This window comes from Actinomadura sp. J1-007, assembly GCF_009793335.1.
GTDB classification, from domain to species: domain Bacteria; phylum Actinomycetota; class Actinomycetes; order Streptosporangiales; family Streptosporangiaceae; genus Spirillospora; species Spirillospora yumaensis.
Genome location: NZ_WING01000001.1, coordinates 2695156 through 2715155 on the forward strand (window position 1 = coordinate 2695156; position 20000 = coordinate 2715155).

Sequence of the window (20000 nt, forward strand, 5' to 3'; positions counted from 1 at the left end):
CCGATGTCCTTCGCCGAGCACATCGCACCGATCTTCCGCGCGGCCATGGAGGCCCTGCGGGAGGCGGGGCGTCCGCTACAGCCCGAGGAGGTGAGAGCAACCGTCGCAGCGCGGCTCACCATCGATCCGGAGCACGAGAAGCCCAACACGCACGGCCAGATTCGCTGGCATTCACAGCTCGATTTCCGTACCGGAGAAGCAGCGTCGATCGGCTGGATGACCAAGAGAAACGGCTGGGCGATCACTCAAGCCGGGATCCGGGCTCTGGAAGACTTTCCAGGAGACGAGTTCTATCGGGAGTTGGGGCGCCAGTACCGTGCCCGGCGCCAAGCCAATGAGACCCGGACTTACACCGACCCTCGCTGGAAGCAGGTTCGCGAGGCGCTTGCACGGGTGAAACCTGGAACTTGGACGACCTATGGAGACCTCGCCGAGCTGGTGGGCATGGCGGCCCAATCGGTAGGTGGGTTCATGGCCGAGTCCGGGGCTCCGGGCGCACACCGGGTTCTGCAGGCGAACGGCAAGATTTCACCGGGGTTCCGCTGGCCAGACCCGGAACGGGCCGATGACCCGCAAGCCGTGCTACAGCAAGAAGGACTCAAGTTCGACAACGCCGGCCGCGCCGATCAAGCAAAGCGAATCACCGTCGACAAGTTCCGAAAGATGTTCCCGGACGCGAAGGCGCCTACGTCCCCCTCCGAGACTCAGGATGACTCGAACGGGCTTCCAGCCCCCTTCGACCAGTTCCAGCAGAACATCAGCTACGCACGCCAGCTCATCCAAGGTGGGCAGAACCTGGAACACCTCAAGGTGGGCGCCTTCGATGTCACTGATCTCTATCGCGCGGCCTGGAGTCAAGCCGTAGCGGCAATCGATCACTGGGTCACCCGGGAGATCGTCGACCGAGGCGTCGTCCTCGCGCTGCGCCCCGGGGTACCGCGCCCCGCCAAGTTCGACAAGCTGACCATGCCCGTCGCGGTGTTCGAGAAGATCCATCATTACTCCGCGCCGCTGGCCGAGGTTTTTCGAGCCCACCTAGAGCAGGAGTTCGAGTTCAAGACCTTCCAAAGCCCTGAGAAGATCCAGGAGGGATTCGCGCACGTCAGCGAGGTCAAGCTCTGGGTGAAGGTGGCCGAGATCCTCACCGGGCAGGACCCGAGCTCTCCGGTGACCTCCGATGAGGTGCGGGCGAGGATGCGAGAGATCGCTCGCCGCAGGAACAACATCGCACACACCGCTGACCACAATCCTGATCAGCCCGAGCAGAAGCTTCCCATCACAGCCAGTGAGGCGGAACAGACCATCGATTGGCTCGAGTCGATCGCACTCGCCATCCAACAGGCTCTCGGAGATCCTCCGCCCCCGACGATCGATTATGACTCCGCGCCCACGGATGCGGGAACTTTGGGACCGGCCCCAGAGCCCGTCAGTGAGCGCCTCGACGACACCTCACACGCGAAACGCGGATGGGACGAGGAAAGCCTCCTCCAGGTTATCAAACGGCACTGCCCTGACAAGGTCGCGCATGCGCTTCTAAAGGTGTACAGGCACGCTGAACGGCATGCTGCGTTTCGGGGTTACCACTATGGCGAAGGCGCCTACCCTTCAGTCACAGCCCGGTTCAGCGTCGGCACTGACGAGGCGGCGGCGTGGAGCATCTACGTCGGCGTCACGAAAGCCCTACTTTCAATCAACTTCGGCGAGCTGCGAGACCATGGAGTCTCGGCGCAGGCGCTCTCTCAGTTCGCAAAAATTCTGTCTCGGCTTCCAGGCTGGACCGATGTGCCGCGACGCCTGAAGAAGGCGAACTACGCCGCACGTGTCTCGATCCAGTCCGACACACTGGCTGAACCCAAGACGGCGAGCGTCATCATTGAGGCGTTCAACGCCCTTCTAACGGCAGCGAGCGACAAACCATGAGCGAAGACGCGCCGTAGCGCAGCGTGATACTTCGGCTGGGAACACAATCCACTTATCGGCTTCTCGCTCGTGAGTGACCTGGGTTTCCGCAGGTCATGACAGCGCTCAGGCGTTGCGACCTGAAAAGCGGAAGGTCAGCGGTTCGACCCCACCCTGCCCACCTCCACGCCTGTGACCAGCAGTAATACTGCCAGGGGCATTCTTATGTGCGGGGCCTGCCCCAAGAGTTGGGGTTGGGGTCGGGGATGACGTGCTGGCGGCGGCTGGCCGAGTGGCACCGGGCAGGGGTGTGGGAGCGGTTGCACCGGTTGCTGCTGGAAGAACAGCACGCCGCAGGGCGGTTGGACTGGTCCAGGGCAGTGATCGACAGCTTGCACGTCCGAGCGCTCAAGGGCGGCCCAAAACCGGGCCGAGCCCGGTCGACCGCAGCCGGCCGGGCTCCAAACACCACGTCCTGACCGATGGGCACGGTGTTCCGCTCGCCCTCAGCCACCTTCCGCCTAGCGATCAGAAGGTCGTCGGTGCTCAGCTCAGCCGACCGACCTCCACGATCACCAGGCCCGCACCCGGCCCATCAGGCTGAGCCTCGTCCCCGAACGTTCCGCGGCGTGGGCGGACGTCTGGGTTCGGCAGGGAGACCGCGGGCCCGCGCGACCTGTCTGGGACAGGTTGCCGCATCGCCCTGGGACTGCAACGCTTCGCCGATGACTGCGATGCGGTTGATCGAAACCACGCCCGGGAAGTTCTCGTTGTTGCTAGACGCTGGGACGACTGATGTAGACGACCTCGTTGAGCAACTTGGTCACGAACCGAACGGGTATTTCTGGGAAGGCGTCGCACAGTTCCTTGTCAGCACAGAGTCCCCCGCCCTCGCAGAGCGATTCTCCTACGACCCGGAAGGCGGCATGTTCTGCGCCTACAGCGAGGATCAGACCGCACTCCAAAAACTGGCCGCACTGATGACCCCTCTCACCACCGACGCCGACCGGATGCGCAAGCTCATCACCTCGGCGAAGGCCAGCGGCTTCGAATTCGACGATTGATCCCTAGCCCAAACCCGGCCTCGCGGCTCGCGGCATGAGCGGACGCTGATACCGCGCTGAGCGCGAGACGTGGGTGGGGGAAGTCGAGGGCATCGACCTCGCGCTCGCTTACCTCCGGCAGAAGCGGGTGGCGGTCAAGCGTCTTACCCGAATCACGTCAGTCGGGCTCGGCGTACCCGGTGTCGCCGTGCCGTGCTGGCCTGCGTTCCCTCAGGTCGGTTCCGGGCAGGAGGAGCGAGCCGGGGGCCAGCACAAGGTTTCGGAACACGCACGTCGCGGCGTGAGCGGATGTGCTCAGGCGGCGGTAGTCGGCGCGCTTTGAGCGGTTTCGGGAGGGCGGTTGGCTTGTCGTGGGCTCACGGCGATCACCTGGGTCAAGGCACCGCCGGCTGGCTGTTGTTGTGCCGTAGGGCCGGGGGGCGTCAGCGGATGATCGACACGTTGATCTGGTACGTCGATGTCGTACGCGACAGCGTCACCTGGATGCTCTGCGCCGGTTGGTCGTCGAGGAAGAACGGGCCGTGATCGCGGTACACCCTGCGCACGTCTTCGCTGTTCGGCGGGGTGGCCTTCATGTGTTGGCCGAGCCAGGCGGCGGTGGCGTTGACCGGGTCGCCCTGCCCGGACGGCGCGGTCCAGGTGACCGACAGCCACGTGGGCGTTCTCAGGCGCGGCGAACCCTGCTCGGTGAAGCCGGTCGGCCGTCCGATCCGGTGGTAGATCGCCAGGGTCGCCCGCTCATCCGAGTGGCGCTGGGACGTCTCGTGGCGCTGCCACAAGATGTAGCCGCCGATCGCGCAGCCGATCAGCACCAGCGCGCAGAACCCGCCGACCAAGCCGATGATCAGCCCCACGTGCGACTTGCGGGGTTGCGTCGGCGGCCAGCCGCCGCCCGGCCCGGGGTTCACGCCGCCGTACGGCGCCACCGCGTCCCGTCCGTGCACCGGAAACCCGCCACCGTACGGCGGAGGGGCGTTCCGGCCGTCCGGTCCCGGTACGCCGTCCATCGACATCGTGTAGCCCCCTGCCCGCCAGCACCCGATCTCGCCGTGCGGCCCACAGCGTAACCAGCCCACGGACTCTGTGCGTCGCCGACGTCAACCGGCCCGGCGCATTCCCGCGGAGCGCACGGCCCGGCGCGGGCGTCCGGCATAGTCAGCGTGCTGCCTAACGGCCGCTCTTCGGCGGTCTGCTGCGGAGCCGTTCAACGGGGTGGCCTTGGGGCCGGGGCCTGGTGGGTCAGGCCCCGGCCGCTGGGATCACTTGGGCGGCATCAGGACGCTGTCGATGATGTAGACGGTCGCGTTGGCGGTCTGGACGTCGCCGCAGGCCACCTTCGCGTTGTCGCCGATCGTGAAGGTCTGGCCTGAGCCGCTGGTCTTGAGCATCGCGCCGTTCAGCGTCTTGAAGTCGCCGGAGCCGAGCGCGCTCGGCGCGGCCTTCTGTCCGACGACGTGGTAGGTCAGGATGCCCGTCAGTGTCTTCTTGTCGCTCATGACCTTGTCGAGCGTCGCCTTCGGGATCTTGTCGAACGCGTCGTTGGTGGGCGCGAAGACGGTGATGTTCTCGGCCGAGTTGAGGGTGTCGACCAGTCCGGCCTTCTTGACCGCGCTGACCAGGGTGGACAGCACCGGGTTGTTGGACGCGGCGGTCGCGACCGGGTCGGTGGACATGCCGCTGAAGCTGCCCTTGCCGGAGGCGGGCACGGTGGAGCAGCCCGGACCGAACGGCCGGTCGGACGTCGGCGAGCCGCTCGCGGAGGTCGCGGGGGCCGAGTTCGCCGGGGCGGCGGCCTTGCCGTCGGAGTCGTCGTCGCTGGAGCAGGACGCCGCCGTGGCGGTGGCGGCCGCGGCCAGAACGGTCGCGGCGATGCGGGTGCGGGTACGGGTCATGGTTGGCTCCTTGCCTTGGTTTCCGATGTGTCTGGTGTGAGGTCAGGTGATGGTGACCACTACCGAGTGCCAGCCGGTCGCGCCGTCGGGGAACGGCGGTGTGCGGTCCTGGGGCTGGGTGTGGCCGGTGCCGTCGGTGGCGCGGCAGCGCAGCGTGTGCGAGCCGGGCGCGGCGTCCCACTCGCCGATCCACTGCCGCCAGGTGTCCTGGCCGGGAACGGGCGCGAGCCGCGCCTGCCGCCAGGGCCCGTTGTCGACCTGCCATTCCACGGCGTCGACGCCGCGGTGCTGCGCCCAGGCGGTTCCGGCGACGGCGACGCGTCCGGCTTTGAGGCCGGCGAGCGGCTTGGGGACATCGATGCGGGAGAACGTCTTGACCGGGGCGCGTTGGGCGTATCCCCGTTCGGTCCAGTACGCCTGGTCGGTCGCGAAGCGGGTGACCTTGAGGTCGACGACCCATTTGGTGGCCGATACGTAGCCGTACAGGCCCGGGACGACCAGGCGGGCGGGGAAACCGTGGGCGATCGGCAGCGGCTCGCCGTTCATCCCGACGGCGAGCAGCGCGTCGCGTCCGTCCAGGACCGTTTCCAGGGGCGTGGACAGCGTCATCCCGTCGTGGGAACGGGACAGGATCTGGTCGGCGCCGCCGCGGATCCCCGCCTTGCGCAGCAGCGGTGCCAGCGGTACGCCCAGCCAGCGGGCGTTCCCAGCCAGGTCGCCGCCGACCTGGTTCGACACGCACGACAGCGTGATGTCGCGTTCGACCAGCGGCAGGCGCAGCAGGTCATCGAACGACATCTCGACGGGACGGGCGACCATGCCGTGGACGCGCAGCGTCCACTCGCGCGGGTCGACCTGCGGCAGGATCAGCGCGGTGTCGACCCGGTAGAAGTCGCGGCCGGGGGTGCGGAACGGCGTCATGCCCGGCACGCGGACCTGCGCGCCCGCCGGTACCGGACGCGCCAGGTCGGCCGGGCCGGGCAGGCGCAGGTCCGCCCGCACGGAGGAGACGTCGCCGCGGCGCAGCAGCAGGTGTCCGCCCACACCGCCGGCCGCGGCGAGTCCGGCCACTCCGGCGCCGGTCAGCAGCACCCGCCGCCGATCGGCCCCGCCCCGGTCGCCCGGAGCCGATTCGGCGTCCTCGGCAGCGGCGGCGGGCTCGTGAGGACGGGCGTGTGCCGGGCGGCGGCTGCGCGCCAGCAGGACCAGCGCGGCCATGCCGGCCAGCGCGCCGACGGCGGACGGTAGCGTGTCGAGTGGCTCGGCGACCGGCCTGGTCAGCGCCGCGACGACCCCGACAGCCCCGAAGCCGGCGAGCCCGATCAGGCCCCAGGCGAGCCGGCGCCTGCCCAGCAGCCCGATGGCCACCGCTGCGACGGTGATCCCCGCGCCGAGACCGAGCAGCAAAACGGTCTTGTCGTCGTCGCCGAACCGGCGGATCGCGAAGTCCTTGAGCCAGACAGGGGTGAGGTCGATGAAACCCGCGCCCACCGCCGGCAGCGGCGAGGAGGACGCCCGTCCGAGCACGCCGGCCGCCAGCTCCGCGACTCCCATCGCCGCCGCGGCGGCCAGCAGCCCGCACAGCGCGGCGGCGGACCGCCGCGGTCGCTCGGTCGCTCGTTCGCCAGTCATGACCGCTGTTCGGGGCCGGGCAGCGGAAGGATGGGCCGGATCCGCCTCCGATTTCCCGTCGCGTTCCGGACCCATCCTTCAAGCCGTCCGCACCGAACCACCGCTGTGGAGATGAACGAACCGGTCGCAGGGCCGAGGTCGCCTACAGGGCCGGCCGGCGCGCATCCGCCGGATCTGGCCGAGCTGCTCGGCCGGGTCGCGCGCGGCGACCAGGACGCCTTCGGGCAGGTGTACGACCTGCTGTCGGGTCCGGTCTACGGGCTGGCGCTGCGGGTCGTGCGCGACCCGGCGCAGGCCGAGGAGATCGCCCAGGACGTGCTGGTCGAGCTGTGGCGCAAAGCGTCGCACTACCACCCCGAACGGGGCAGCGCGACGTCATGGGCCCTGACCGTGGCGCATCGCCGCGCCGTGGACCGGGTCCGCTCCAGCCAGGCCGGCCGGGACCGCGAGGAGCGCACCGCCGCGCCCGCACCCGCGTACGACCAGGTCGCCGAGGAGGTCGGCACCCGGCTGGAGCACCAGCAGGTGCGCCGCTGCATGCGGGGCCTGACCGAGACCCAGCGCGAATCGATCACCCTGGCCTACTACGGCGGCTACACCTACCGCGAGGTCTCCGAACTGCTCGGCGTCGGCCTCGCCGCCGTCAAGACCCGGATGCGCGACGGGCTCATCCGGCTACGTGACTGCCTGGGAGTGCAGCCATGACCCGCGACCCGCACGACCTGGCCGGCCCCTACGCGCTAGACGCGCTCACCGACACCGAACGGCGCCGTTTCGAACGCCACCTCCCGTCCTGCCCGACCTGCGCGGGCCAGGTCACCGGATTCGCCGAGACCACCGCCCGCCTGGCGCTCGCCGCCGCGCACCGTCCGCCCGGCGCGCTGCGCGGACGCGTCATGGCCGAGATCACCCGGACCCGGCAGACGCCCCCGCCGCTCGGCCGCCGCCTGCCGTCCCACCGCGTCCGCGGGCTGAGCCGGCTCGCCGCCGCGGCCTGCCTGGTGCTGGCGCTGATCAGCGGCGGCGCTGCGCTGCGCCTGCACGGCTCCGCGCAGGACGCCCGGGCCCTCAACCGGCAGGTCACCGCCGTGATGACGGCCCCGGACGCGCGGACATCGACCGTTCGCGCGCAGGGCACCGCGACCGTCACGCTGGTGTCCTCCCGCTCGCTGAACAAGGCGGTCGTCACCACGGCCCGGCTACGGCCCCTGCCGTCCGCGCGGACGTACCAGATGTGGTGGCTCGGCCCGACCGTCCGTTCCGCCGGAACGCTGAACCCGTCCGGGAAACCGCGGCCGGTCGTCACGACGGGCCTCGGCGACGCGCAACGCTTCGGCCTCACCATCGAGCCCGCCGGAGGCTCCCCCAGCCGACCACCCCACCCGTCCTCACCCTCGCCCTGGAATGACCACACTGCCCCCAGCGACTCCCCCGTTGAACGGGCACCGAGTCAGGGAACGGACGCGGGCCAGCGATGCCGGCGGACCCGCAAGGGGCTGAGGTCGCACGTCGGCGGTACGGCGTCCGGACGGCTTGCAGCCACGCGGGCCGGGGCGTCGGCCATGGCGCGGGTGCCGTTCAGGCAGACGCAGTGATGGCATGAGATAGGCCAGGTTCTGGTGGTGTTCACGCGGACTTTCTGGCGGTGGCGCGGACTGCCGGGACCGCTGGGTTGCGTTCGGGGGCGACGGGATTCACTGGGTAATCGCCACAATGGACTTTCCGTGTGAGCAGGGTCACACGGAACCCGGCGAGGCCGCCGGACAGGACGGGATGTGGAGTTGTCAGCGCGGGCCCGGATACGGGCAGGTGACCCCGTCGCGTTCGGGGACCTCTTCGATGAGCACGCACAAGTGGTGTATCGCTATGCGGTACGGGTCACCGGGGACTGGGCGTCGGCCGAGGACATCGTGTCGCTCACGTTCCTGGAGGCGTGGCGCCTGCGGGCGAAGATCCGGTCGGAGGGCGAGTCGCTGCGGCCCTGGCTGCTCGGAATCGCGACCAACGTTCTGCGCAACGCCTCGCGGGCCGCGCGGCGGCACGAGGCGGCGCTGAGCCGGATGCCCGGCCGGGACGTGGTGCCGGACTTCTCGGACGAGCTGGTCGGCCGGCTCGCCGACGCCGAGGAACTGGCCGCCGCGCGCACCGCGCTCGACCGGTTGCGCAAGGCCGAACGTGAGGTGTTCACGCTCTGCGTATGGGCGGGCCTGAACTACGCCGAGGCCGCCGAAGCGCTCGGCGTTCCGGTGGGCACCGTGCGTTCGCGGCTGTCACGGGCCCGTACCCGCCTGCGCGAACTCACCGATGCCGAACGGGAACCCTCGCCCGGCGGCGGACAGCACATCAGTGAGGACCGCGCGAACGCGGTCCGGTCGAAGCAGGAGAGGCACCCATGAACGGCACCCCACGGCGCGGACCCGGACCCGACGAGCTCGCCGAGCTCGTACGGCTCGTGCCGCCCCCGGGCGACCCCGAGCTCTCCGACGGCCGACACCGACTCCTCAAGGAGCATCTGATGCTGCACATCGAAGAGCCCGCGACCGCCTCGCGCCGGCCGAAGCGCCGACGGGCCGTACTGCTGGCTGCCCCGCTGGCCGCCGCGGCCGTAACGGCCGGCCTGTTCGTCGGCCTGCACGACAGCGGCGACACCCCGCCCACGCGCGCAGCCAAGGGCGAGGCCGCCGTGCTGCTGGACCGCATCTCGCTCGCCGCCGCGCACCAGCCCGCTCTTCCCGTGCGCGGTGACCAGTTCGTCTACATCAGGAGCAAGGTCGCGTGGACGACCCAGACGGGGAACGGGCCGCGGGTCCCACAGCGGCTGCGGGAGCGGGAGATCTGGCTGCCGCAGAGCCCGGGGAAGCGCGGCCTGGTCCGGGAGGGGGACGGCAAGGGCGTCCCGCTGGTCGGTTCGAAAGAGGACCTGACCTACCGGAAACTCGCCGCCATGCCGACCGAGCCGGGCGCCCTGCTGAACAGCGTCTACGCGAAGATCCCGAAGTCCGGCAAGACCGCCGACCCGGCCGCCCGGAACGCCGCGGCCTTCCAGGATCTCGGCCGGTTCCTGACCGAGCAGGTCCTGCCGCCCAAGCTCGCCGCCGCCGTCTACCGCGCCGCCGCGAAGATCCCCGGCGTGCTCGTGGTGCCCGACTCGGTCGACGCGGCGGGCCGGCACGGCGTCGCCGTCGCACTGGTCGCCTACGGCGAGCGCAGCGAATGGATCTTCGACAGGAAGACCCTGAGCTACCTGGGCGAACGCGGCTACATGGTGAAGGACACCGAGCACGCCAGGAAGGGCATGACCACCGCCACCACCGCGGTCCTCCAGCGCGGCGTCGTGAACAAGTCCGGTAAAACCCCCAGCAAGCCGTAACGAGCTGGAAGGCGGGTCGCTGAACGAGCCATGCGGGTCAGCGGCCTCGTAGCGCCTCCACGACCGCCGTGGCCTGATCCAGCAGGTCGATGGGGCAACCCCAGTAGTCGTAGATGCCGCCGCGGGCGCGGTTACTGCCGCAGACCACGAATACACCGGTCCCCAGCTCGGCCTTGAGGCGGGTGGCCAGCCAGCCGACAAAACCGCTGTTGTCCGCTTGGCCGGCGAAGTGGAAGGAGAAGATTCCGAAGCGTTCGACGTCGCCCTGCTGGCTGAACGGGACCAGGCGGCTCCAGCTCTCCTGGTCCCGAACGACCGCGAGCGTCTCATGGGTGAGCGCGGGCGGCCGGTCGGCCGGAGACTCCTCAAAACACCAGACGCCATCGTGAACGACCAATTCCGCTTGGGCGATCACACGGCGTAGCCGCTGTTCTGTCTCCTCCGCGGTCTCCACACTCACATTCACCATCAGCGAGACTCCTTGCTCGGCGAAGCCGTGATCCCCCGATCGTGCCCCTGCCGGCACGAAACTCCTCAACAGCACTCCGTCACCGCAACACCCTCACCACCTCCCCAATTCCACACGCGGCCCTCCTCGTGAAGGAGGCCCGTCCTTCAAGTCGTTGGGCGACTGGTCACCTCCCCCCCGGCAGGAGCCAGTAGCCGACCGCCACGCGTGCCTTGCCGAACTCCATGGCGTACAACGATGTGCCATCGCAATCGCGGTCCAGAACGGCTGTGCCGACTACGGAGGAGTTGAGCCTCTTGTTGGGAAGCCGCGCGTTCCCTTCCTCGCGAAAGCCCTTTAGCGCTTCTTCTTCGATGAATGGCTCTACCAGCGACTACGGGATGTACAGGCACCGGGGAACGGAGAAGCCGGCGGATTCTCTTGACACAACGGAACTACGCTATGGACGCAGAGCGTCGACGCCATCGGTGAGGGGTGGGGAAACCTCAAGGTGGGTACGCCGAACTGCGGAGACCGTGCGTTGCGCTCTTGCGGTCGGTTATGCGGTTGCGGCGAAGAGGGGCCGGACGGCTCTCAAGGGCCCGATGCGGGAGGCCTGTGCCGCGTGGTGGCTCGTGGCGGGCTGTGCGGCGTGTCCGGGCGATGCCGTCCTAACACGCTGTTGGAGAGTTCGATAGTTCCGTTGTAAACCGGAGTCCGCATTCGTCCGTCTTGTTTCCGAGTGCTGCTCATTCGGGCTTCTCCCCTGTCGAGGTGATGGCGTGAAGAGTCATGCTGGCATCACCGCCGCGGTCGCGTTGACCTTGGCGGTAAACACGTTGGTGGCTGTTTCCGGGACGAGTACGGCCGTCGCGGGAACGGGCTCCACGGACCATGGGCCGCGACCCTATGGAGTGACCTCCGAACGGGCGAAGGCGACGTTCGCGGTCGCCCCGCGTCGCCTGGGCGTCCCGTTGACCTGGTCCAAGACCGCGGTCAAGCCGGTCAGCCGGGCCATCACCTACCGCAACAACACACGCAAGGCCCTGAAAATCCGGTTGAAGGTGAAGCTGCGAGACCGTTCCGGACGCGCGGCTCCAGTCGCGCTGGCGAAGTTGTCGGCGAGTTCCCTGACCGTGCGGGCCGGGCGAGAGGCCAGGGCCGACCTGGAACTGGGGCGCCACGGGGTCAAGCCCGGCGCGTACCGCGGCGCCGTCCAGGTCACCTCCGCCGCCGGTAAGCCGCTGGGCTCCACGGCGGTCTCCGTCGACCTCCGCGCGCCGGTCCCCGCCCCGGCTCCGTCGGTCGGGCCCGTCACGGCCTCCGCCAACTCCGTCATCGTCGATCTGGCCTCACCCGGCATCCCGGACCTGACTCGGCGGCACTCTCTCACCTATCGCAACACCGGGTCCAAGGCCGTCACACTGCGGTTGTCCGCCGATATGAACGGTCCCGGCGGCGAGCCGACCAAGGCTCCCGCCGGGCTCTTCGAGGTGCCCGGCCAAGTGACCGTTCCCGCCCGGGGAAGCGCGCAGGTGACGCTGACCTTCCGGGGCGCCGGGATTCCCCACGGCCGCTATCTCGGGGCTCTGGTCGCCACGGCGACCGACGGCGCGGCGAAGGTGACCACCACGCTCGTCGCCGACGTCGGCAGGGAAAAGTACAACGTTGCGGTCGATCTACTCGACCGCAACGGCACCGTCCCGGCACAGCCGACCTGGGTCTACGCCTGGAGCATCACGGACGGCGGCCGCTGGGAGCGCAAGGTGGAGAACGGCAGGGGCGTCTTCGAACTGCCGCCCGGCACCTACGACGTCACCACCGCCATCACCACCGGCGCGGGTGAGACCCTGATCAACCACCGGGTAACGGTCGACGACTGGGACCTCGACCTGAGGATGGACGCCCGGGAGGGCAAGCCGGTCGAGCTGAGTCCGCAGGGCATCGGCGTTCCCGGCACGGTCGAGACCTGGTACGAGACCCCGTGGTACCGGTTCACCGCCGACGGCCCCGAAGGCTCGGTCTTCGCCGTCTGGCACGGCCCCGATGAGGTCAAGGAGAACGTCGGCTTCCAGGTCACGGGATGGGGCAAGCGCGACGCGACCGGCGGGCCGGGCGCGGCCTACATCCTGAGCCGGTACATGAAGGGCCGGATCCCGTCCGCGACGGTGTGGCACCCGAGCCCAGACGAGCTCAGCGTCGCCCGCAACCACTTCCGTTCGGTGAATCTCTCCGGATCCGGCGAGCTCAACATGACGGGCGGCTACGTCGATGAGATGCGGATGAAGGTGGCCTTCCCGCAGACCGTCACCACCTACGTCGAGCCCGGGCTGGTCTTCAGCCGTGAGCTCGGCTACGGGATCGCGTACGAGAACTGGGCGGAGATCGCCGACTACCGGGTCACGGCGGAACGGGGCACACGCGACGACGTCTGGAACGGCGCGGTCCTCACCACAGGCGGGTTCGGCTTGGGAAGGCCGCACCGCGGCTCGAACGGCCAGTTGTCGGTGGGCGCTCCCAGCGGGTACACCGACTCGTCAGGGCGGACGGGTTCGATGGACCGTACGGCCAACGAGCTCACGCTCGCCGTCGACGGCCAGACGATCGCCACCGGTACGGGGCAGTTGTACGCCAGTCTCCCGGAGGAGTCCAAGCGCTACACCCTCACCTGGAACCGCACCGCCAACCCTGAGATCGCCAAGTTCTCGACCACGACTACAACCGAATGGTCGTTCGAGTCTCATCACATCGAGTGGCAGGATCAGCCCCTTCCGCTGCACCTGCTGCGGCTCGCGGTTCCCGGGCTGAACGACGCCAACGCGGCCGCGCCCGGCACCCGGCTGCGGATCCCCGTGAAGGTGGAGCCCGTCCCGGACACGGCGGCGCCCGAGATCACCTCGATGTCGGTCGAGACCTCCGCCGACGATGGCAAGACCTGGCAGGCGGCCTCGTCCGCCCAGGAAGGCGGCGCCTGGACCGCGACCGTGGACAACCCGGGCGCTCCCGGGTACGTCTCCCTGCGGATCAAGGCGACCGACGCCGCCGGCAACACCGTGTCCCAGACGTTCATCCGCGCCTACGAGGTGAAGCACTGATGCGGCGATTCGCGATGTTCACGGGGCCGCCGCGGCTCTCGTGGCCCTGCCCGTCCAAGCCGGTCCCGCGGCCGCGGCGAGCACTGCCCCGCGTGCCTGCCGCCCTGCTCTGACCGGGGTCTCCATCTCCCCGGGGACCGTCACCGGCGGCAAGTCCGCCAAGGGCACGGTGAGGGTGGGCTGTGCCCCTGCCAAGGCATTCGACATCACCCTCAAGAGCGGCGCCAGCACCATCAAGGCACCCGCCAAGGTGCGGGTGGGCCAGGGCAAGGCGACGGCTTCATTCACCCTCAGGACCACGAGTGTGAAGGCCCCGTTCACCGGCGTACTGACCGCCTCGTACGGCGAGGTTCACAAGGGCGCCGAGCTTACGGTGAACCCGGTCGCGTTCCCGGCCGCCTGCGATCCTCGCCTGACCGGCCTTTCCCTCCCGACGGCCGATCTCTACACCGGGGACGAGGTCACCGGCACGGTACGGGCGGACTGCGCACCGGCCGAGGACATCGCCGTTGGCCTCGCCACCGGTGACCGGCGCGTGTCCGTACCGCCCGTCGCGATCATCCGGGCCGGGCAGACGGCCGCCACCTTCCAGCTCAAGGTCCGGGACGAGGAGTTCGACCAGTTCCAGAGCAAGGTGGCCGCACGCTATGGCGCCGACCTCCTCGCTCAACCCGTGACGGTCAGCCCCGGCCTCAAGTCGTTCGAACTTGAGTCCCAGGCCGACGACACCGACGTGTTCGCGAGCATTCTGCTGTGGTGGACCTCGCCGCCGACCGGAACCGTGGTGCATTTCTCCAGCGACAGCCCCTTGCTCAAGGTGCCCGCCACCATGACGCTCGATCCGGGCAGTCGGGGAGCGGCTTTCACCTTCCGGGCGGAAGAGGTGACGTCGCCGCAGAAGGTTCGTGTCACCGCCACTCTCGGAACGCGGACGCTGACCGCTGAGGTCACCCTGGTCCCTGCCGGTTGACGAACCTTCTCCTTATCCACGACGAGGCCCCGCCATTCCGAGCGAGTGACGGGGCCTCGTCGTCAGCTTGAGCGAACCATTACTCGGCAAGCACGTGTGGTGATTGGAGGTGAGTGGTGTTTGGAGTGGTCGGGCTCGGGGGTTAGCGGGATATGGATTTTTGGTAGGTGGGGTTGGTTTTCAGGAGGGTGTGGTGGGGGGCTTGGGTGGTGATGGTGCCGTTGTCGAGGACCAGGACCCGGTCGGCGGTGGCGAGGAGGGCGGGGCTGGTGGTGAGGACGATGGTGGTTCGGCCTCGGCGGAGGTGGGCGAGGTTGCGGGCGATGAGTTGTTCGGTGACCGCGTCCACGGCGGTGGTGGGGTCGTGGAGGACGAGGATGTCGGCGTCCGCGGCCAGGGCTCGGGCCAGGGAGAGGCGCTGGCGCTGGCCTCCGGAGAGGTTGGCGCCGCGGTCGCGGACGCTGTGGTCGAGTCCTTCGCGGTGCAGGGCCACGACGTCGGTCAGCATGGACGCCTCGACGGCCTCGGGGACCAGGCGGCTCGTGCCGGACGGGTCGATGTTCGTGCGGAGGGTGCCCGCGAAGATCTCCGCGTCGTACGGGTTGACCAGGAGATGCCGGCGGATTGATTCGATCGAGAGGGTGGATGTTTCTTGGCCGCCGATCCGGAGCGCGCCCTCGAACGAGTCGGGAGGGACGTTGGCGGCCAGGATCGCGGCGAGGTCGGCCGCGAAGCGTGGTTGGTAGGCGGCGATCGCCACGAATTCGCCGGGCGATACTCGGAAACTGAGTTTGCGGAGGGAGCCGTACTGGATGCCGTCGAGTTCCAGGTCGCCGTTGGGGGTTGCGTGTTCTGGGCCTGGTTGGTGTATCGGGGGTGCGGCCAGTACCAGGGACATGCGGTCGGCCGAGGCGCGGGCGGTCATCACGTATTTCGGCATCTCCGAGAAGAGCTTGAGCGGTTCCATGATGAATTGAGCGAGCCCTACGGCCATGACGAGTTGGCCGATGCTGATCTGGTTCTGGAACGCCAGGTGGCCCGCGGTCAGGGTCACGGCGGCGGCGAGGACCGCGTTGAGGGCCAGTGCGGCGCCCTCGTACGCGCCGTTCACCCGGGCGACGGTGACGGCCTGGTGCTTCGCCTCTTCGCTGACCTTCCGGTACGAGCGGAACGCCGCGTGGTTGCCGCCGATGCCGTGCAGGGGGCGCAGGCCGGTGATCAGGTCGGCGACCTTCGCGCCGGCGCGCGCGACGCGGGCCTGCTGCTCGCGGGTGCTGGAGCCGATCCGCTTGGACAGCACCGACAGGATCGACAGGATCGCGACGGTGCCCACGATCACCAGGAGGCCGAGCCGGACGCTCGCCAGGCCGAGGGTGACCGCGGCGACCAGCACCGCGACCAGCGAGCTGATCAGCAGGGGGACGACCTCGATGATGTCGGCGGTCTGGTCGGCGTCCTCGGTGGCGATGGTCAGCACCTCGCCGGACTTCAGGTCGACGTCCCTGGCGACCGGCTGGAGGCCGCAGGAGGCGACCCGTACCCGCCAGCGGTGCGCCTCGGTGGTGTTGGCCTTCTGGAGGACGCGCATCCCGAACCGCCACGAGAGCGACACGGTCGTGATGATCACGGCGAGCGCGGCGATGGACAGGGCGAGCGCGGCGGGGCTCCGGTGCCGCATCGTGTGCTCGACGATCAGGCCGAGCGCGATGGGGAAGGCCGTCTCGCCCGCCTGGTACAGGCCCATGAGGACGGTGCCCCAGGCCATGGCGCCGACGTTGCGGCGCAGCGCGGTCCGGAGGATGTCGGACCCCGTGCGGGGACGGTGCGTGTCGGGAGTCATCCCTGGCTGCCTTCTCGCCAGGCCCGCCAGAGGCGGGCGTACCGGCCGTCCTCGGCCACGAGTTCTTCGTGGGTGCCCTCCTCGACCACGCGTCCCGCGTCCAGGACGGCGATGCGGTCGGCCGCCATCGCCTGGGTCAGCCGGTGCGCGACGAACAGGGTGGTACGGCCCCGGCACGCGGCCAGGACGGCGCGTTCCAGCTCGGCGGCGCCCTGGCTGCCCGCCTCCGCGGTCGACTCGTCCAGGACGACCACCGGCGCGCGGCCCAGCACCAGGCGGGCCAGGGCGAGCTGGGTGGCCTTGGTGACGTCGAGGCGTTCGCCGCCTTCGCCGACCAGGGTGTCCAGCCCTTCGGGGAGCGCGCCGACCCACGCGTCGGCGCCGACCGTGCGGAGGGCCTCCCTCAGTTCGGCGTCGGTCGCGTCCGGGGCGGCGAGGCGCAGGTCGTCGGCGAGCGGGCCGGAGAACACGTGCGTCTCCTGCGTCAGGATGCTCACCAGCGCCCGCGCCCCGGCCTCGTCCAGGTCGGCGAGGTCGGTGGAGCCGATGCGGACCGTTCCGGACTGCGGGGTGCCGATGCCCGCGATCAGCGCGGCCAGGGTCGTCTTGCCCGCGCCCGTCGCCCCCACCAGCGCGAGCGAGCCTCCGGCGGGGATGGTGAGGTCGATGTCCCGGAGGACGGGGTCTTCGGCGTCGGGGTAGCTGAACGTGAGCCGTTCGACGGTCACCGGGTACGCCGCGGCCCCGGCGGGTGCGACGGCGGGGTCGCCCACCAGCCTGTCGTCGGCGGACTCCCCCAGCACCCCGACCAGGCGGGTCAGGCTCGCGCCCGACTTCTGCGCCTCGTCGAAGGTGAACATGATGGAGCCCAGCGGGTTGAACAGCCGGTGGAACAGCAGCGGGGCCGCCGACACCTCGCCGAGGCTGGCGGCGCCGGAGTCCAGCAGCGCGTACCCGACCACGATGATCAGGACGAGCCCGATGAACTCGGCGCGGTTCTCCCGGCCGACGAACCGGCCGAAGAACCGGAACACCTCGATGCCGAGGCCGCGCACCCGCCACGACTCGCTGGTCACCCTCTCGCGGAACGCGCCCTCAAGCCGGTACGCCCGGACGGTGTCGATGCCGTTCAGGCCGCTGATCAGCGCCTGCGCCCGGTCGGCCTGGGCGGCCCGCTGCCGCTGGTAGAGCGGGGCGGACCTCGGCAGGTACCAGCGCAGGGCCAGCGCGTACGCGGGCAGCGCGCCGGCGCCCGCGAGGCCGAGCCGCCAGTCCAGGCCGAACATGCCGGCGGTGGCGATGAGGACCAGCACGCCCGCCGAGAAGACGGTGGGGACGGCCGTCCGGATGCCCTTGGACAGCACGGCCACGTCGTCGCCGACCCGGGAGAGCACGTCGCCCCGGCCGACCTGCTCGATCCGGGCGCTCGGCATCCCGAGGACGGCCCGGACGGCGCCTTCCCGCAGCCGCGCGAGCAGGCCCGCGCCGAGCCGTCCGATCAGGTAGGCCGACGCCGCGGTGGCCGCCGCGCCGAGCAGCGCGGCGGCCACCAGCAGGGCGCCGATGGTGACCAGGACCGACTGCGGTCCGCCCCGGACGACCTCGTCGACCACCCGGCCGAGCAGGAGGACCGGCAGCACCTGGAGCGCCGCCCCGGCCACCGTGGTGAGCACGGAGGCGACGGGCAGCCAGGGCGCTTCGCGGCAGTGCGCCGCGACCCATCGGGCGGCCTCGCGTCCGGTCGCCGTGCGCAGGGTCGCCGGGGCCGCCGCCGGGGCGGGGCGCGTGTCGGTGGTGCTCACACCTAGCCGACCGACTCGACCATCTTGTCGATCGCGTACGGCAGGGACAGCAGGGTGCCCTGGGACATGGCCGCGCCGACCGCCGGGCCCTCGCTGTCCAGCAGGTACGACACCTTCCCCTTCTTCACCGCGGACAGGTTGGCGAACAGCTGGAACTTCTTCAGCGCCGCCTGGTCGGCCTGGTCGTTGATGACGAAGATGCGGTCGACGTCGATGAGGTCGATCCGCTCGGGCGACAGCGGCGTGAAGAACTTGCCGCCGGCGATCTTGTCGATCTCCGTGGCGCCCTTGAAGCCGATGCCCGACAGCAGCCGTCCGCGCACGTCGGTGGTGGTGAACGGCGCGACCGAGTCCTTGTACCAGGACAGCGCGACGGCGGTCTGGCTCGCGAACTCCGGGTGCGCCTTGCGGGCGGCGCCGAGCTTGTCCTGGATGCCCTGCACCAGCTTGGCGCCCTCGGCCTCCTTGCCGAGCGCCTTGGCGATGTGCACGGCGTTGTCCTGCCACGGCGCGCTGAACGGCTCCTTCTCGGCCTTGGTCCGGGCGACCGTGAGCGCGATCTTGTTGAGCTTGTCGTAGGCGGCCTTGTCGATCTCGGAGTAGACCGCGATGATCAGGTCCGGCCGCAGCGCGGCGATCTTCTCGTAGTTCGGGCCGGAGTCGCCGTTGCTCATGACGACCTCGGGCTTCGCGCCGCCCCACTTGTCCTTCACCCAGGGCCACTGGGTGTTGATGTCGGGGGACTTGCCGGGCGGGTTCGGGTACTGGTCGACCATGCCGACCGGCTTGGTGCCGAGCGCGAGGACGGCCTGGTCGTCGGTGTAGCCGACGGTGACGACCCGCTTCGGGGCCTTGGTGATCGTGGTGGACCCGAAGGCGTGTTCCACGGTGACCGGGAACGCGCCGGACGCGGCGGCCGGGGCGTTCCCGCCCGAGTCGTCCGACGAGTCGGAGCCGCATCCGGCGAGGAGGCCGGCGCTCAGCGTCGCGGCGGACAGGACCGCCGCCAGCCGCCGCAGGGACTTCGTCATGGTCGTTCTCTGGTGGAGCATCGAAATCCCTTGCTCGTGCCGTCCGCTGCCACCGGGGGGACAGACGGACTCTAACCTGGGGAAATAAGGGCAGCCTAACCTAAGCTGGATCTTCGCCGCCCGCGGGGCCGTTCCTCGGGACCGTTCCTCGGACCGTTCCTCGGGATCACTCCTCGCAGGGACGGACGTGGGCGCGGCCGATCGGCACGATGAGCGGCCGGTCGCCCACCGGGTCGTCGATCACCTCGGCGCGCAGCCCGAACGCCTCGTCCAGCAGCTCGGCGGTGATCACGTCGCGCGGGTGGCCCTGCGCCAGGATCGACCCGGCGCGCATCACGACGAGGTTGTCGCTGTAGCGCGCGGCGAGGTTGAGGTCGTGCAGCACCATGACCACCGTGCGGCCCGACTCGTGCAGGTCGTCCACCAGGTCGAGGACGTCGATCGCGTGCGCGAGGTCGAGGTAGGTGGTCGGCTCGTCCAGCAGCAGCAGGTCGGTGCCCTGCGCCAGGGTCATCGAGATCCAGACGCGCTGCCGCTGCCCGCCGGACAGCGCGTCCACGGGGCGGTCGGCCAGGTCGGACACCCCGGTCATGGCGAGCGCGCGTTCCACGACGGCGGCGTCGTCCGACGACCACTGCCGCAGCCAGCTCTGGTGCGGGTGGCGGCCCCGGGCGACCAGGTCGGCGACCGTCAGCCCCTCCGGCGCGACCGGCGCCTGCGGCAGCAGGCCGAGCTTCTTCGCCACGTCGCGGGTCTTCAGCTTGACGATGTCGTCGCCGTCCAGCACGACCGTGCCCTTGGCGGGTTTGAGCAGCCGCGACAGCGTCCGCAGCAGGGTCGACTTCCCGCAGCCGTTGGGGCCGATGATCGTGGTGATCACGCCCGGCGGGATGGCCACGTCCAGGCCGTCGATGACCATCCGGCCGCCGTACCCGACCGCGACCCCCTCGGCCGCCA

General features: G+C 70.0%; 16 protein-coding genes and 1 pseudogene. 9 read left to right on the forward strand and 8 right to left on the reverse strand.

Annotated elements, in window-relative coordinates:
• Positions 1-3: 3 nt before the first annotated feature.
• From GEV43_RS12190 to GEV43_RS12195, 3 genes and pseudogenes are all read left to right on the forward strand, one after another.
• Positions 4-1920, forward strand: a complete 1917-nt coding sequence (locus GEV43_RS12190; RefSeq protein WP_160820786.1) for an MGMT family protein — start codon at positions 4-6, stop codon at positions 1918-1920.
• Between the two features lie 215 nt (positions 1921-2135).
• Positions 2136-2404 (forward strand): annotated as a pseudogene (locus GEV43_RS50075) (IS5/IS1182 family transposase); the annotation flags it as partial.
• A gap of 220 nt (positions 2405-2624) precedes the next feature.
• Positions 2625-2963: an immunity 51 family protein gene (locus GEV43_RS12195; RefSeq protein WP_160820787.1), complete on the forward strand. Its 339-nt coding sequence runs from the start codon at positions 2625-2627 to the stop codon at positions 2961-2963.
• A gap of 422 nt (positions 2964-3385) precedes the next feature.
• On the opposite strand, the gene GEV43_RS12200 is transcribed toward GEV43_RS12195, so the two are convergent.
• The 3 genes from GEV43_RS12200 to GEV43_RS12210 form a co-directional block, all read right to left on the reverse strand.
• Positions 3386-3907 (reverse strand): hypothetical protein, encoded by a 522-nt coding sequence (locus tag GEV43_RS12200; RefSeq protein WP_160820788.1) that lies wholly within the window; start codon positions 3905-3907, stop codon positions 3386-3388.
• Positions 3908-4222: 315 nt separating this feature from the next.
• On the reverse strand, positions 4223-4855 hold the full coding sequence (locus GEV43_RS12205; RefSeq protein WP_160820789.1) for a fasciclin domain-containing protein: 633 nt from the start codon (positions 4853-4855) through the stop codon (positions 4223-4225).
• A gap of 42 nt (positions 4856-4897) precedes the next feature.
• Complete coding sequence (locus GEV43_RS12210) at positions 4898-6487, reverse strand: molybdopterin-dependent oxidoreductase (protein WP_160820790.1); 1590 nt, start codon at positions 6485-6487, stop codon at positions 4898-4900.
• Positions 6488-6598: 111 nt separating this feature from the next.
• On the opposite strand from GEV43_RS12210, the gene GEV43_RS12215 reads away from it, so the two are divergent.
• From GEV43_RS12215 to GEV43_RS12230, 4 genes are all read left to right on the forward strand, one after another.
• Complete coding sequence (locus tag GEV43_RS12215) at positions 6599-7192, forward strand: sigma-70 family RNA polymerase sigma factor (protein ID WP_160820791.1); 594 nt, start codon at positions 6599-6601, stop codon at positions 7190-7192.
• Positions 7189-8082, forward strand: coding sequence for an anti-sigma factor domain-containing protein (locus GEV43_RS12220; protein ID WP_160820792.1), 894 nt, complete (start codon positions 7189-7191; stop codon positions 8080-8082). Before GEV43_RS12215 ends, GEV43_RS12220 begins: the two co-directional genes overlap by 4 nt.
• A 180-nt stretch (positions 8083-8262) precedes the next feature.
• Entirely contained in the window at positions 8263-8883 is a 621-nt protein-coding gene (locus tag GEV43_RS12225) for an RNA polymerase sigma factor (protein ID WP_160820793.1), read from the forward strand.
• A complete protein-coding gene (locus tag GEV43_RS12230) occupies positions 8880-9857 on the forward strand; it encodes a CU044_5270 family protein (RefSeq protein WP_160820794.1) in 978 nt (325 codons plus the stop codon). The genes GEV43_RS12225 and GEV43_RS12230 overlap by 4 nt, the downstream gene beginning before the upstream one ends.
• A 37-nt stretch (positions 9858-9894) precedes the next feature.
• On the opposite strand, the gene GEV43_RS12235 is transcribed toward GEV43_RS12230, so the two are convergent.
• A complete protein-coding gene (locus tag GEV43_RS12235) occupies positions 9895-10326 on the reverse strand; it encodes a DUF6196 family protein (RefSeq protein WP_160820795.1) in 432 nt (143 codons plus the stop codon).
• Positions 10327-11219: 893 nt separating this feature from the next.
• Here GEV43_RS12235 and GEV43_RS12240 point away from each other — a divergent pair.
• Entirely contained in the window at positions 11220-13400 is a 2181-nt protein-coding gene (locus GEV43_RS12240) for a hypothetical protein (protein ID WP_160820796.1), read from the forward strand.
• Between the two features lie 40 nt (positions 13401-13440).
• A complete protein-coding gene (locus tag GEV43_RS12245; protein WP_160820797.1) occupies positions 13441-14370 on the forward strand; it encodes a hypothetical protein in 930 nt (309 codons plus the stop codon).
• 142 nt (positions 14371-14512) lie between these two features.
• Here GEV43_RS12245 and GEV43_RS12250 read toward each other — a convergent pair whose 3' ends face one another.
• The 4 genes from GEV43_RS12250 to GEV43_RS12265 form a co-directional block, all read right to left on the reverse strand.
• Positions 14513-16210 carry an ABC transporter ATP-binding protein gene (locus tag GEV43_RS12250; protein WP_160820798.1) on the reverse strand — a complete coding sequence of 566 codons (1698 nt, stop codon included), beginning with the start codon at positions 16208-16210 and terminating at the stop codon, positions 14513-14515.
• The gene (locus tag GEV43_RS12255; RefSeq protein WP_160820799.1) at positions 16207-18012 is read right to left on the reverse strand and encodes an ABC transporter ATP-binding protein; all 1806 of its coding nucleotides are present in this window, start codon (positions 18010-18012) and stop codon (positions 16207-16209) included. The genes GEV43_RS12250 and GEV43_RS12255 overlap by 4 nt, the downstream gene beginning before the upstream one ends.
• Positions 18013-18014: 2 nt before the next feature.
• Positions 18015-19043, reverse strand: a complete 1029-nt coding sequence (locus GEV43_RS12260) for an iron-siderophore ABC transporter substrate-binding protein (protein WP_241682873.1) — start codon at positions 19041-19043, stop codon at positions 18015-18017.
• A 166-nt stretch (positions 19044-19209) separates the two neighbouring features.
• Positions 19210-19962 carry an ABC transporter ATP-binding protein gene (locus GEV43_RS12265; RefSeq protein WP_175250030.1) on the reverse strand — a complete coding sequence of 251 codons (753 nt, stop codon included), beginning with the start codon at positions 19960-19962 and terminating at the stop codon, positions 19210-19212.
• Positions 19963-20000 lie beyond the last annotated feature (38 nt).

What these genes read in the sequence shown, in the direction of transcription:
- GEV43_RS12190 (WP_160820786.1), top strand. Translation starts at nt 4, where the DNA reads ATGTCCTTCGCCGAGCACATCGCACCGATCTTCCGCGCGGCCATGGAG.
- GEV43_RS12195 (WP_160820787.1), top strand. Translation starts at nt 2,625, where the DNA reads ATGACTGCGATGCGGTTGATCGAAACCACGCCCGGGAAGTTCTCGTTG.
- GEV43_RS12205 (WP_160820789.1), bottom strand. Translation starts at nt 4,855, where the DNA reads ATGACCCGTACCCGCACCCGCATCGCCGCGACCGTTCTGGCCGCGGCC.
- GEV43_RS12210 (WP_160820790.1), bottom strand. Translation starts at nt 6,487, where the DNA reads ATGACTGGCGAACGAGCGACCGAGCGACCGCGGCGGTCCGCCGCCGCG.
- GEV43_RS12215 (WP_160820791.1), top strand. Translation starts at nt 6,599, where the DNA reads ATGAACGAACCGGTCGCAGGGCCGAGGTCGCCTACAGGGCCGGCCGGC.
- GEV43_RS12220 (WP_160820792.1), top strand. Translation starts at nt 7,189, where the DNA reads ATGACCCGCGACCCGCACGACCTGGCCGGCCCCTACGCGCTAGACGCG.
- GEV43_RS12230 (WP_160820794.1), top strand. Translation starts at nt 8,880, where the DNA reads ATGAACGGCACCCCACGGCGCGGACCCGGACCCGACGAGCTCGCCGAG.
- GEV43_RS12235 (WP_160820795.1), bottom strand. Translation starts at nt 10,326, where the DNA reads ATGGTGAATGTGAGTGTGGAGACCGCGGAGGAGACAGAACAGCGGCTA.
- GEV43_RS12250 (WP_160820798.1), bottom strand. Translation starts at nt 16,210, where the DNA reads ATGACTCCCGACACGCACCGTCCCCGCACGGGGTCCGACATCCTCCGG.
- GEV43_RS12260 (WP_241682873.1), bottom strand. Translation starts at nt 19,043, where the DNA reads ATGACGAAGTCCCTGCGGCGGCTGGCGGCGGTCCTGTCCGCCGCGACG.
- GEV43_RS12265 (WP_175250030.1), bottom strand. Translation starts at nt 19,962, where the DNA reads ATGGTCATCGACGGCCTGGACGTGGCCATCCCGCCGGGCGTGATCACC.